This is a genomic window from Bifidobacterium subtile (assembly GCF_000741775.1).
GTDB classification, from domain to species: Bacteria; Actinomycetota; Actinomycetes; order Actinomycetales; family Bifidobacteriaceae; genus Bifidobacterium; species Bifidobacterium subtile.
On sequence record NZ_JGZR01000016.1, the window covers coordinates 125,060 to 138,888 of the forward strand.

The window sequence follows — 13,829 nt, forward strand, 5'->3', positions numbered from 1 at the left end:
CGGGAAAGGAGCCGTCATGGAGAATAAGTCTTCTAACGGTTGGAAGTTCTTCGCGCTGCTCTTCGGAGCGGCGCTCGCTGCAGTCGTCGGACTGTACATCTACAAGCAGCAGAACCCGGATTACGATCCGTGGGAGGAGCCTTGGGAAAACAGCTCTTCGCCGGTCGATCTGGGACTCGCCAAAGACAATGAGGAGCCCGAGGAGGACGAGGCCGCTGAGGCTGCCACGGACTGATTCGGACTGATGGATTCCGGCTGCTGATTTCCGGCTTCCATACCGTTAGCGAAGACCCCCGTATCGCACGTTACGTTAATATCTGCAGATTGCTTGCCCTTGCAACGATTGCAGTAATTGCGTTATTTGCGCCGATACGGGGGTCTTCTGCGTGCTTGCTGCAGTCCGTGATGCTCGTGGAAAACGGCTTGGCTCACACACTTGCGATGCCATTGCCGCCGCAGAAATTCGTGGCATGGGCCAAAAGCACCGCTAATTCCAATATCAAGGTTCCAATGCCAGGATGCGTCATGCGCGCTCCTCGTCAAGCACTTGCTTGGCTGGTTCGATGACTTCGCGGCGCAGCGTCACCAGAATCGCTTCGAGATGATGTTCGAGACCGACAAGCCGCGCCCGCTGCGGATCGTCCTGCGGCAGTCCATACGCAGTGTTGCGGCATTGCAGCACCGCATACGACAGCGAGCCAGCCACCGAATCGTGCAGGCTGTGCAGCAACCGCAGCCGCTCGGCCTGCAGCGCGGCATCGCGCCGAAGCTGCTCGCGCCGCGCCTCCCATTCCTGCCATCGCCGCAGCCCATAGCCGACTGCGATAGCCACGATGTAGGGCACGAGGTTTTCCGAAGCGAGCGCAAACCGGATGGCGGCTCCTCGCGGCGTATATGTCAAGACGCCTCGCACGAGAGACACGAAGGGGAAAGACTGATTCGCCCCAGCGAGGGCGATCACGCCAACGCAGATTACGGCCGTTGCCGTTCTGCGCCGCCATGCGAGCGCGGCCAGCGCATACACCGCCCCAGCTGCGGGAACGGTGAACCCGACGAAACGGTAGGCGAATCCGGAATCCATCAGCCCCCAGTTAAGGGTGGCCGGCACGTCGGTATGACCTATGCTTACCGCGTTGAGCACGCAGAGCAGCACATAAACCGGCACCGGTTTGGCAGGCATGAGCACGAGCAGCACGCTGTACAGCACCATAATCAGCGTGAATTGCAACGAATACCATGGGTCGCCGAATATCACCATCACCAGCCCGGCAATCAACGGCAGCGCGAGAATGCCAAGCAGAATCGCCGAGGCGATGCGGTCCATGCGCTCTTGAGAGACTTCGCTGCGGCGGTCGTCTGCGGCATACATCACTGCGCCCGTCTCACTGTCGATTCCGCGCACGCTACGGCGGAAAACCCACCTGTCCGCGTCACGCCTCTGCTGGCGCCGGCACTCGCGCTGCCGTCGTTCGCTGGGGCTGCGTTCGCTAGCTCTGCGTTCACGTTTCATGCGCTCGCGCTGCGTATGTTCCCGCGCCATCACAGCAGCCCCTCGCGGATGCACACGGCAATCGCCTGCGAACGGTTGTGCACGCTGAGCTTGCGGTAGGCGGCGTTCATATGCGTTTTCACCGTACCCTCGCTCATATGCAGCTGATGGCCGACGGCGATCACGGTCCGACCGCGCAGAAACAGCCGCAGCACCGCAAGCTCGGTCTCGCTCAAGACCTCGCGCCCGATCACTCGGTCCCCATCGCACCAGTTCGCTGCCGACTCATTGTCGGCAGCGGCCCCGATCGCGCGCACCAGTAGCTCGGTCTGCGCCTCCTTGTGCAGCACCTGCGCAATGCCCGAGGCACGCACGCGGTCGAGCTCATGGGTCAGTTCAAACGCGGTCATGCCCACGATGGCGATATCCGGCTGCCGCTGCGACAGCGCCTCCGCCAGCTCCACGCCGCCCATGCCCGGCATTTCCAAATCGGCCAGCACCACGCTCGGACGCGACGCCGCCCGTTCGCACAGCTCCAGTACATCGCTTGCGGCGAACACCGTCCACAGCACATGCACGGGTGCGCGGCGCTGCGCAAATGACATCTCCACCGCCCGCGCCGCATATGCTTCTGCGACACCTGATCTTGCGACGCCTGTGCCTAAACTGCCACTGCTGTGCGCTGTGCCATCGGCAACGACTGGAACGACTGGAACGCTTGGCACGACTGGCACCGCTATAGCGAGCGACCAGCCGTCCGCATCCCGGCAGGCATTCATCGACCCGCCCAGCTGCTCGGCGTCCATGCGCAGCAATCCCAGTCCGCTGCCGGACGACAGGGCCGCCATGTCGATGTCGGCACGGGCGGGTTCGTATTCCTGCGATGTGATCGCCCCCTGCGCAATCGGCACGGCGCTGACTGCCCGGCACGCATTCGAGGACACCAGCGATAGCACGGTCGACGGTCCGCCCAACCCCGCGCCGGCGCCGACTCCGATGGTCGCGCACAGCGCATAATCCCCTGCGGCACCATGCTTTGCGATGTTGATGGCCAGTTCATCGAAAGCCGTACGCAGGAAGCTCTGGTACCGCGCCGGCAGGTTCTCATACCGACCAATCAGCAGCGGGCGACCAGTGAAGCCGAGCAGTGCCAGCGTGCGGCCGATATCGTCCAGATGCGCTGCAAAATCGCACTGTGACGATGGCGATGATGACAACGGCGACGAGGCACGTTCGGAGCATTCGAAAGACCCAAAGGATTCCGGGAGTGCTGTAACAGATTGATCAGAGGCATGCTGCGGCTGCAGCGCATAGCCCATCCCCGCTTGCTGCGATTGCAACGCATGGCCCATCGCGGCCCGCTGCGCCGAAGCCATATGGTTTATCTCGTTCTGCGTACAGTCTGCGCTGCCCCGCTCACTCGCATGCCGTTGCTCAGCCTGCTCACCCCCATCCGCCAACCAGCAGCCAGCCGAGCTGCCGAGTCGACCACTGTCACTGCCATGCAACGGGCCATTCGCCACAGCCGCAGCCGCAGCCGCAGCATCGGCGGTGATGCTGCAGTCCGTTTCGGCGATGCCAGCGCCGGCCATATCTTCGGCATCAGCCCCAGCTGTGCCTTCGCCAACGCCGCCATTTGCACCAGCACCACGCCGCGAACCCATGGCCACGGCCGCCGACGCACCATGCTCAGGCGATGCTTCCTTCGCCATGACGTCAAACGCAAAGCGCACATGGCGGCCGATTTCGGCAATGCCGTCGCGTTCGGCATCACTCGCCCCGCGTGATGACCATTCATGCGACGATAAACCTTGCGACGGTACATCTCGCAACCCTGAACCTTGCGCAGGCAACAATTGCGAACCCAGCGGTCGCGAACCCAAACTCGGCTCCAAACCGTGCGGCTGTACATCTGGCAATCCGGAACTTCGCGCATGCACCGATTGCACATCGGAACCCCGCACGCCGGGATCCCGCGTCTCTAAGACCCGCACTGTCGCCGAGCACGCTTCCAAAGCCTCGCACTCCTCAATGGTCTGCAGCAGCTCGTCGGATATCCTGCCGTGCACGCCGGCGAGCAGTCGCAGCCGTTCGCGCTGCGACGCCGTCTGCCGTGCGCTCCGCTCCGCATCCCGATGTGCGTCGACCATATTGCGAGTCAGCACGCCCGCAACCGCGCACAGCAGATACGGCACGAAACCCACCACGCGCCCGCCAAACACGTACAGCGCGCCGAACGGTCCGAATCCGGGAAACCCCAGCTGCCCGAAACCGCCGCTGGCATTGACGTACAATGCGCAGCCAACGACCGCCGAGCACGACCAGAGCAGGGTTGTGGAGCGATGCCACGCCAGCGCTCCCAGCGCATAGAACGCAGCCCAGATGCTTGGCAACCGCGTTTGCCCTCCGCACAGCGCGACCCCGGTCGCCACCAGGCACAACGTCGCGTAGGCGGGCACCGGCACCAGCGGCATCGCGAGAAGCGCCACGGCATACAGCGCCGCAACCGCGACGAACAGGGGGACGCCGGGGTCCCAATAGGGAACGTACACATACCACGACAGCACGTCGTAGTCCAGCAGAATAAGAAAGAGCACGGCCGCCAGCACGTCGACTAGCCCTACATGCCAATGCCAATGCCCGACACGCCGCGCAATCCGCGAGGCCCACTGGCCCGGAGCGTGTCGGGAGTTCATCGGCATCATGCCACCGTCCTTGTCTGTGCTGTCCTTGCGGTCTTCGCAGTCTCTGCGATTTTGCGGCTCCTGCTGTTCCTGCGGCTCTTGCAATCCTTATGGTTCCCGCACCCCCTGCCTGTGCGCAAGCACGCGCCCGTGCAAAGCAGCGGCTGCTCCTTGATTCAGCAGCATAGCCGCCGGCGCGCCGACGAGACTTCCCAACCTTGGTCGACCTCGTCGCCGCCGCTGCGGCTATTGCGCAGCAGGACCGGCCTCGCACTGCGCGAAAGCCTTCGCATCGCTGTCATTATATTGCGGATTGGCGCGATTCATGTATTTGTCGAAATGCTGCTCGTTGAGCTGCTGCGCCTTGTCGCTGGCACCCATCATGATCTCGTTGAACTGCTTCGCGGTCATACTCGCATCCGCAAGATCGTGCTGCTTGAGGCAGTCCAGCGTACGCGCGTTCAGCTCCTCGGGGCTGAGGTTGCCCTTATTCCAAGACATTTCGCCATACAGCGCGATCACTCTTTTGTAGTCGGTGCTGTTCAGGCAGGCATGTATCTGATTATTGGTCACGTCATAGTACTCGACGTCGCCATCTTTGGACTTGTCGTACTCGAACGCGACGAGTCCACGATCCATATGGCTGCCGATGCCCGAAGCCGCCAGGCAGTGCGCGTAGGCGTCGCTGATCTGCGTTACCTCCGCCTGCGTGATGGTGTCATCCGCGAGCACCTGACGCGCCAAATCGCTGACGACGCTCTGCCGAGTCTGATCGTATCTCGCTTTCCACGCGGCGTTGGCGGTGATGTCGCCATGCGCGAATTGCTGCGGCGCCGTGCTGTCGGCATTGTGCGCACCGTTAAACGCGAATGCCGACAACGCTGCCGCCACAGCGAGCACGGCCCCTATGCCCGCCAATCGCATCCGCCACCGGCCGCGGCGCTTCGTATGCATCTGCTGTTGCGTCTGCTGTTCCATGATTTCAGCTCCTTTGTTCGACATTATCCTTGGCGATTCACGCCTGTGCGAGAACCACGCCTTGCATGATCTACGCTAAGGAAAACGCCGTGCGGAAGCGCCGAGCGCCCCTCATACGAATGGGCAGAGTTTGGCATCCGCTGCAGGCGGAGATACCAGATAGAGCCATACGATAGCGCCCCGCACGAAACTGAAATTTTCGTACGGGGCGCTATCACACAGGCTCATGGCCAGGTCGCCACGCTGCCGCACTGATATGCCGTTACGCGGCTACGCGCTAGCCAATCGACCTGCGCGAGGTCTCGGCGCCGAACACGCCGACGACGAGCATTGAAACGATGGCGATGGCGCTGATCGAGACGAAGATGGATGTGGTGCCCAATGCGGTCAGCATCCAGGCGACGGCCATTGGCATAAGCACGTTGAGCAGTTTGGCGACGGCATTGGCGAAGCCGACACAGCGGAAGCGCACTTTGGTGCCGAAGAGCTCGGGCGCGTAGACGGCCACGACCGAGGCCATCAGCGTGTACAGGCACACCATGAGCAGGAAGCCGACGATGATGGCGGATACGGCGGATGTCTGGTAGGCGTAGAGCATGCCGAACACGCCGGTGAAGAAGAATGCGGGCACGATGGTGCGCTTGCGGCCGATACGATCGATGAGCAGGGAGCCGACCAGGCAGCCGACGGGTGCGCCCAGCATCATCAGCGTGGAGGTGAACAGCGAGCTGGACAGGTTGATGCCGCGCTTGAGCAGAATCGTCGGCACCCACGATGTGAAGGCATACGAGCACACATTGGTGGCGCTGACGGCCACTATGGCCACAAGCAGGCTGATGCCGAGCGAACGGCCGCCTGCGTTGCGCGAGGAATCAGCGGCGGCAGCCGAGGACTGCGCGGACACCGGCTCGGAGCCATTGCTCTCAAGCTGCTTGACGATGGCATCGGCTTCGTTGTAGCGGCCATGCACGGCGAGCCAGCGCGGCGATTCGGGTATATCGCGACGCAGCCACCAGATTACTGCGGCCGCAAGGCCGACGCCTACGAACAGCGGCCGCCACGACCAGCGCGGAATGACCCATGCGCACAGCAGCATGGCAATCGGCACGCCGCAGTTGGCGACCAAGGACACCATCGCGCACCAGTGCCCGCGGCGATTCATCGGCGCGAACTCGTTGACCATCGCGAAGCCGGTGACGATCTCCGCGCCTAGGCCCAGGCCGGCCCCGAGGCGGCACAATGAAAGCACGGTCATGTTCGGCGCGAAGGCACCGAGCAGCGTGAAGCCGCCGAACAGCAGCAGGTTGATCTGGTAGGCGGTGCGCCGGCCTTTGAAATCGCCGACGAAGCCCGCCAGAAGCGAGCCGATCAGTAGCCCTAAGAAGCCTGCGGACATGAATGTGGAATTCTGCGCGACCGTGGACCAGTGCGTCGACAGGGCGCTGCTTGCGACAGCGCTGCCCAGGTAGACGTCAATGCTGTCCATCAGTATGCCGGCGGCGATCAGCGCGGCGATGCGGTGGAACATCGCGGTTTCATGCGCACAATCCACACGCGAGATAATATCCTGTACTTCGGCTGAATCCCCTGCCACGCGCCGCTCGGACGCCGTGGTGGAATCGCCGGAAATCTGCTGTGCTGCAGCAGTCATGGTGAACACTTCTTCTCTACACAAGCCCATATCCGGCCAGCTCTCAGCCGGCTTTCGGCGGGAAAATTCACGCCTCGCCAAAAGCACTATGGGCGAACTCTCGACGTGACCGACGGCCATCCGCCATCCCATTGTGTGGGAGGCCGATGCGCGCCGCATCATCGCCTTGAATTCCTCACGACGGTGCAATCGTTATGCAATCGCACCTCGCATAGCCATCCACTATAGCGCCAGGCAGGACTTTGGCTCGGCGAGTCTGCGCTCGGCGACCCTGCCCGGCACTCACGAAAGTACGCATGACAAAGCCCCCGCCACCACACAGATAGCGTGTGGATGGCAGGGGCTTGCCCTATGTCTGTCAGTGTGTCAGCGTATGTCAGCTGTCAGTGACGCAGCTTAGCGACTCAGCGAAGTCGCAGACTCAGCGGTATGAACTCAGCGACACAAGCTCAGCAGCTCACTCGCCGAGCGGACCGGTCTCCCAGATGTCGCGCAGGTAGTCGTCGATGGCGCGGTCGGAGCTGAAGAAGCCCGAGTTGGCGACGTTGAGCAGGGCCTTGCGGCTCCATTCGAGCGGCTCGCGGTACAGGGTCTCGATCTCGCCTTGGATGTCCATGTAGGCGCTGAAGTCCGCCAAGGTCATGAAGTAGTCCTTGTTCAGCCAGTCGGTGACCAGCGGCTCGTACAGGCCCTTGTCGCCCTCCGAGAAGGTGCCACCGGCGACCATGTCCACGGCCTGCTTGAGGCGCGGATCGGCCTCGTAGTAGTACTTCGGCTCGTAGCCCTTGGCGTAGAGCGCCTCGACCTCGTCGACGGTCATGCCGAAGAGGAAGAAGTTCTCGGCGCCGACGCGCTCACGGATCTCGACGTTCGCGCCATCGAGCGTGCCGACGGTCATCGCGCCGTTGAGGGCGAACTTCATGTTGCCGGTGCCCGAGGCCTCCTTGCCGGCCTGCGAGATCTGCTCGTCGAGGTCGGTCGCGGGGATGAGGTGCTGCGCGAGGCGGATGTTGTAGTTCCAGGGGTAGTACACGGCCAGCTTGCCCTTGACGTCCGGGTCGTTGTTGACGACGCGGGCCACGTTGTTGATGAGCTGGATGGTGAGCTTGGCCATCTTGTAGCCGGGGGCGGCCTTGGCGCCGAACACGACGGTGCGCGGCAGGATGTCGTCCGCGCTGACCTTGCCGCTCTTGATGTCGGCGTACTGCGAGATGACGGAGAGGATCTTCAGGCTCTGGCGCTTGTACTCGTGCAGACGCTTGATCATGGAGTTGACCATGGTGTTGGGGTCGATGTCGAAGTCATACTCGCGCTTGGCGTAGTTGGAGAACGCGACCTTGTTGGCCTGCTTGACGGCGGCGAACTTCTTCACGAATTCGTCGTCCTTCGCCAGCGGGACCAGCCCTTCGAGCATGTCCAGATCGCTCAGCCAGCGGTCTGTGCCCAGGCCCTCAGTAATCAGCGCGGACAGGCGCGGGTTGGCGATCCTGATGAAGCGCCGCGGGGTCACGCCGTTGGTCACGTTGGTGAACTTGTCGCCGTAGACGTCCGAGAAGTCGCGCAGCGTGACGTCCTTGAGCAGCTGCGAGTGCAGCGCGGCCACGCCGTTGACGTGCGAGCCGCCATAGGTGGCGAGATAGGCCATGTGCACCTGCGGATCTTCGCCGTCGGTGACGATGCGCATGCGGTCGATCTTGGCGCTGTCGCTTGTCTTCGTGCCCAGCTCGGCGACGAACTGCTCGTTGATCTTGTTGATGATCTCCAGATGACGCGGCAGCAGCTCACCGATCAGCTTCGCCGGCCAGACCTCAAGGGCCTCCGGCAGCAGCGTGTGGCAGGTGTAGTTGAAGGACTTGTTGGTAATGGACCACGCGGTATCCCAGTCGTAGCCGTACTCGTCGATGAGCACGCGCATGAGCTCGGGGATGCCGATGACCGGGTGCGTGTCGTTGAGCTGGAAGCAGATCTTGCTCGGGAAGGTGGTGAGGTCGGGGTTCTCCTCGCCGGGGTAGAAGACGCGAATCGCATCCTGAATCGAGGCGGCCACGAAGAAGTACTGCTGCTCAAGGCGCAGCGCCTTGCCCTGCGGGGTGGAATCCTCCGGGTAGAGGATCTTCGAGATGTTCTCGGCGGCGACCTGCGGCTTGACAGCGTCCACGTATTCGGACTTGTTGAAGGCCAGCAAGTCGAATTCGTCATAGGACTTCGCGCTCCACAACCGCAGCGTGTTCACGCGGCCCGACGCATAGCCCGGCACCATGTAGTCGACCGGCACGGCGCGCACCGACCACGCCGGCTTCCACACCTTCTTGCCATCTTCCTCCACGACGCTGCCGCCGTAGTTGACGCGCTGCGAGCGGTTGTAGTCGATATGGCCCCACGGCTCCTCGTTGGCCAGCCAGTAGTCCGGGCGTTCGACCTGAGCGCCCTGCTCGTCGAACTCCTGTTTGAAGATGCCGTAGCGGTACTGGATGCCGTAGCCAAAAGCGGGCACGCCCTTGGAGGCGAGCGAATCGATGTAGCACGCTGCGAGACGGCCCAGGCCGCCATTGCCCAGTCCCGGCTCGTATTCCGAGTCGATGACGTCCTGCACGTCGAAGCCGAGCTCCTTGACCGCATCATAGAACTGATCGCTCAGGCCGGCGTTGAGCAGCGCATTGAGCAGCTGCTTGCCCATGAGGAACTCGGCGCTGAAGTAGCCGACAGCCTTTGTGCTGCCAGCAACCATGTCATGCTGCGTGGTCGCCCACGAATCCACGAGGTGCTTACGCACTGCGGTCGCGGTGGCGACGTACACATCGGCCGACGTCGCCTGCTCGGTGGTCACGCCCTGCGTGTATTTGAGTTCCTTGCGAATTTCGTCGGCGAATTCGCCCGGCGTGGTCGACGACATGGGTGCGGTGTGTTCGGTCATTACCTGACTCCCTTTGACGGATGGTTCTCCATGAAACATTATGCCCGATTATACCCGAGCCGAACGACGTCACATTAACTTTTGCACTGCTGCCCATTCGCCGCCATGACTCGTATTGCATACGTTTCCAGCGCCGAGCTTAGCACGACCGCTGAAACAGCAAGTGTCAGGGGTCTTAATTCTTAATATTTGGCGCGGCGCGAGTGCCAAGCATGACAGCGCGTTCGGGCGGCGCGATGCGGGGTGCGCACGCGGCGGATGACGCAGCCTACATCGGGTCGGCACGGATTGCATCATCACGTCCAATGCACTGGCACAATGGAAGCTATGGCAGCGATACGCGAACAGGATCTGGCGGCAGGCAAGGCCGCACTGCACCAATGGGCGCAGGCGGCGCAAACCGCGTTGGCGGCGCTCGGGCCGCACACTCCCGACGATGCACCCGGTTCGGCTGCTTCGGCTGCTTTGTCCAGCTCGATCAGCGCGGCTGATTCCTTATCGAATCGGTCTGGCCAAGCCGTAATCGATGCAACCATCCCGACTGCTCAGGCAGAACATCAAACGACGCAGGAGACGACGGTTTCAGCCACACCAACTGTTCCAACCGAAAATCAGCCAACGCAGATCGACGCCGCAGAGCGCCTATCCCTCTCCCCTGACCTCCCGCGCCCGATCTGGGCGCTGGCCGTGCGCTACTCGCTGTTCCTGCTCGAACGCAAGGCGCCCGGCCCAGGCGTCGAGGTGCGCGTGGCTCCGTGGGCCGCCGTCAAGATCCTCGATGGCCCGGCTTCGGACCCGCACAATCTCACGCCGCCCGACGTCATCGAACTCGACCCGGACGTATGGCTGCGCTTGGCCTGCGGCATCACCAGCTGGAGCGAGGAGAAGAATGCCGGCCACATCAGCGCCGTCGGCGAGCGCGACGATCTCAGCGCCCTGCTGCCGCTGGCAGTCGCGTAACGCGCCGCTTGTGCGTGCCACCGGCCCCGTTACTCGGACCAGCGTCACTGTCCTAGTACTGTCGTCGCGCAAACGGCCGTGTTTGCGTGACGACAGTACTACCAATCGGCGTTCCCAGTAGCAGCGTCACGCAAAACCACCTGTTTGCGTGACGCTGCTACTAGAACCAATCGATGCCTGCGCCCCCCGCGCCCAGCCCTCAACCTGCATCCCCAACCCCTCATGTCGCGAGGATCTTGACGTCGGAGCGGCTTGAGAGCCAGCGGGCGAAGCGGGAGATGGCGTAGTTGACGAGGATGTAGATGACGGCGACGACGAGGTAGACCGGCAGCATGCTCGTGGAGTTGGCGACGATAACTTTCGCGTTCTGCATCATCTCGGGGTAGGTGACGACGTAGCCGAAAGTGGTGTCCTTGACCACGACGACCAGCTGCGTGACCATCGTCGGCACGATGATGCGAAACATCTGCGGCAGAATGATCAGTCGGTAGCTCTGCCAGCGGCTCATGCCCACCGATATGGCGGCTTCCTTCTGCCCGGCCGGCACGGCCTGCACGCCGGCGCGATACACTTCGGCCAGCACGGCGGAGGCATAGAACGACACCGGAATGACCACCATCCAATAGGTGCTGATATGGATGCCGAACTGCGAGGGCACGAGGAAGAAGAAGTAGATGAACAGCAGCGTCGGTGTGCCTCGCACGAACTCGATCACCGCCGTGGCGAGCCAGCGAACCGGCGCGATTCCCGAGATGCGCCCGAACATGAGCACCAGTCCGCCGACGAGCGCGATAACGCCCGAGCTGAGCGCCGCACGCGCGGTGCCGATGAAGCCGGCGCCGAGGAACTTCCAGATGTTGATGTTGGCGAACAGATCCCAATACATCGGGTCGAACTGGCCATTGGCGTCCAGTCGCATGATGAGCCAGACGACGAGCGCCACGAATAGCAGCGAAGTCACAACGGTGCCGACAAGGATGCGCCGACGGGCGTGCGGTCCTGCGGCCTCGAACAGGGCCGCCTCGGTGGGTGTCATCGCCATATCACGGCCCTCTTTTCGATGATGCGGCCTATCGCGCCGATGACCAGCCCCGTAGCCACGTAGAACAACGCGGCCACCAGGAAGGTCGGAATGCCCAATGCCTCTTTGGTGTTGATTCTGGAAACCAGCCCGGTCAGCTCGTCATGGGCGATTGGCACGAGTGCGCCGGTCGAAGAGCTGATGATCACTGAGATGAACAGCGTGACCATCGGCTGCACGACGGTGCTCAGCGCCTGCGGCAGCACGATGGAGCGCGTGATGCCGCCAAACGACATGCCAAGCGAGCGAGCGGCCTCGATTTGGCCGGGGTCGATGGCGTTGATGCCGGAGCGCAGGTTGTCGCAGCCGAACGCCGATGACACCAGAATCAGCGTGGCGATGACGCTTGGCTCGTAATCCAGCGTGAAGCCGACCTCCGGCAGCCCGTACACGATGAACAGCAGCAGGCACAGCACCGGAATATTGCGGAAAACCTCGACATAGCCTGAAACCGCCGTCCGCAGCGGCGGAATCGGGCTGATGCGCGCCATCGTCAGCAGGACGGCAAGCAGCAGCCCGCCAAGGAACGAGATGACGCCGATGCGCAGCGTCACCCCATAGCTCGTCACATAGTCATGGCCGAACCGCCCGGCCAGGTAGGCCAGACTGCCCCATACCGAATCCTGATGCATACGCCACTACCTTGGTTCTCAAGTGGATCAATGATTGCGATTGCCCGACTGGCCGCTTGGCCGCCGAGACAAGTGCTGCTGAGACAAGCCTAGACAACCATTCTTAAGCGGTTGTTTCCTAAGCGATATCCCCTAGAAACAACTGCGAGGGTCGTCCGGCAGCCCTGCGACTGCCGGACGACCCTCAAGTTGGACCTCGGCTGACATTGCCCGATGCATGGGCGGAATCCGACCTGCCCAACCGCGCTGCTCGGTTATGACCAGCCGCGAACGCACGGCAAGCGCGTCGCTCGAGCGTTCGCGGCTCGCCCGTCAGGGGCAAAGCCCGCCGGGCATCACGCATTACTCAGTTTCACTCAGCGATAGTCGGCGGAGTCGGCACTTCGGTGACGCCAGTGCGATCGCCGATGGTGAGCTTCCACAGCTTCGCCCACGTGCCATCGGCCTCGATCTTCTTCAGCCAGTCGTTCACGAACTTCGTGGCGTCGGAGCCCTTCGGCAGACCAATGCCATACGGGTCCTCGCTGCCGAAGCCGTCGCCGACGACCTTCAGCGCCTTGGGTTCCTTGGCCACATCGCCGAGCACGAGCGACTGGTCGACCACATAGGCGTCGATGCGGCCCTGCTTGATGGCCTGCACCAGCTGCGAATCGTCTTGGAACTCCTGCACGGTGGCCTTCGGCGCAGCCTTCTTGACGATCTGCGGACCGGTCGAACCGGCCTGCACGCCGACCTTCTTGCCATCGAGATCCTTGACGGACTTGATGCTGTTGTTCGTGGACTTGACCAGAATGCCCTGGCGCGAGACGTAATACGGGCCGGCGAAATCGATCTTCTGCTTGCGCTGGTCAGTGATCGAATACGTGGCGAACACGGCGTTCACCGTACCGTTCTGCAGCACGGCCTCGCGCGTGGAGGAGTCGACCACGCTGACGTCGGTCTTCGCCTCGCCGGTGATGTAGCGGGCCAGCAGCTGCGAGAGGCCGGCGTCGAAGCCGCGCAGCTTGTTGTCGTCCGTGCTCTCCAGCGAGAACAGCGCGGAGGTCTTGGTGCCGCCGACCTTGAGCACGCCGGCCTTCTTGACCGCCGAAGCCCAGGTGCTGGCGTCGACCGTGGCGCTGTCGGCCACGGAGCCGGCCGCGATGAGCTTGTCGTAGGCCTTGGTGTCCAAGGGCTTGCCGGTGGCGCTCGAACCATTCGAGCCGGCCGCGCCGTTCGACGCCGAGCCGGAGCCCTGCGAGCCGCATCCGGCCAGCGCGAGTCCCAGAGCCGCGATTGCGGCGGCAGCGAATACTGCCAATTTGCGACGTGTGTTAAGAATGGTCATATTCTTCTTCCCTGTCTATGTCTGTGTATCGCTGTTCTGCTGCGGCTATAGGCTATCCTCATCGGTTAGCCCATAAGCTCGGCAGCGCCCAGCCGTGCGATGCGCCCGCAAGC

Annotated in this window: 9 protein-coding genes and 1 pseudogene; 2 read left to right on the forward strand and 8 right to left on the reverse strand. The window is 62.7% G+C overall.

Annotation, left to right across the window (positions count from 1 at the left end; translation table 11 throughout):
- Positions 1-16 precede the first annotated feature (16 nt).
- Complete coding sequence (locus BISU_RS10290; protein WP_024463845.1) at positions 17-235, forward strand: hypothetical protein; 219 nt, start codon at positions 17-19, stop codon at positions 233-235.
- Between the two features lie 288 nt (positions 236-523).
- Here the strand turns inward: BISU_RS10290 and BISU_RS10295 are convergent, their stop codons facing one another.
- The 5 genes from BISU_RS10295 to BISU_RS10315 all read right to left on the reverse strand — a co-directional run bounded on the left by BISU_RS10295 (position 524) and on the right by BISU_RS10315 (position 9,716).
- A complete protein-coding gene (locus BISU_RS10295) occupies positions 524-1,402 on the reverse strand; it encodes a sensor histidine kinase (protein ID WP_034533096.1) in 879 nt (292 codons plus the stop codon).
- A 137-nt stretch (positions 1,403-1,539) separates the two neighbouring features.
- Positions 1,540-4,194 carry a response regulator transcription factor gene (locus tag BISU_RS10300; RefSeq protein WP_024463843.1) on the reverse strand — a complete coding sequence of 885 codons (2,655 nt, stop codon included), beginning with the start codon at positions 4,192-4,194 and terminating at the stop codon, positions 1,540-1,542.
- A 225-nt stretch (positions 4,195-4,419) separates the two neighbouring features.
- Complete coding sequence (locus tag BISU_RS10305) at positions 4,420-5,151, reverse strand: hypothetical protein (RefSeq protein ID WP_152599211.1); 732 nt, start codon at positions 5,149-5,151, stop codon at positions 4,420-4,422.
- A gap of 277 nt (positions 5,152-5,428) precedes the next feature.
- Positions 5,429-6,802, reverse strand: coding sequence for an MFS transporter (locus BISU_RS10310; RefSeq protein ID WP_024463841.1), 1,374 nt, complete (start codon positions 6,800-6,802; stop codon positions 5,429-5,431).
- A 457-nt stretch (positions 6,803-7,259) separates the two neighbouring features.
- Complete coding sequence (locus BISU_RS10315) at positions 7,260-9,716, reverse strand: glycogen/starch/alpha-glucan phosphorylase (protein ID WP_024463840.1); 2,457 nt, start codon at positions 9,714-9,716, stop codon at positions 7,260-7,262.
- Positions 9,717-10,355: 639 nt separating this feature from the next.
- On the opposite strand from BISU_RS10315, the pseudogene BISU_RS10320 reads away from it, so the two are divergent.
- Positions 10,356-10,676 (forward strand): annotated as a pseudogene (locus BISU_RS10320) (sterol carrier family protein); the annotation flags it as partial.
- 220 nt (positions 10,677-10,896) lie between these two features.
- Here BISU_RS10320 and BISU_RS10325 read toward each other — a convergent pair.
- The 3 genes from BISU_RS10325 to BISU_RS10335 form a co-directional block, all read right to left on the reverse strand.
- Entirely contained in the window at positions 10,897-11,718 is an 822-nt protein-coding gene (locus BISU_RS10325; protein WP_024463838.1) for an amino acid ABC transporter permease, read from the reverse strand.
- The gene (locus tag BISU_RS10330) at positions 11,709-12,389 is read right to left on the reverse strand and encodes an amino acid ABC transporter permease (protein ID WP_024463837.1); all 681 of its coding nucleotides are present in this window, start codon (positions 12,387-12,389) and stop codon (positions 11,709-11,711) included. Before BISU_RS10330 ends, BISU_RS10325 begins: the two co-directional genes overlap by 10 nt.
- Before the next feature lie 352 nt (positions 12,390-12,741).
- The gene (locus tag BISU_RS10335) at positions 12,742-13,716 is read right to left on the reverse strand and encodes a glutamate ABC transporter substrate-binding protein (protein ID WP_024463836.1); all 975 of its coding nucleotides are present in this window, start codon (positions 13,714-13,716) and stop codon (positions 12,742-12,744) included.
- Positions 13,717-13,829 lie beyond the last annotated feature (113 nt).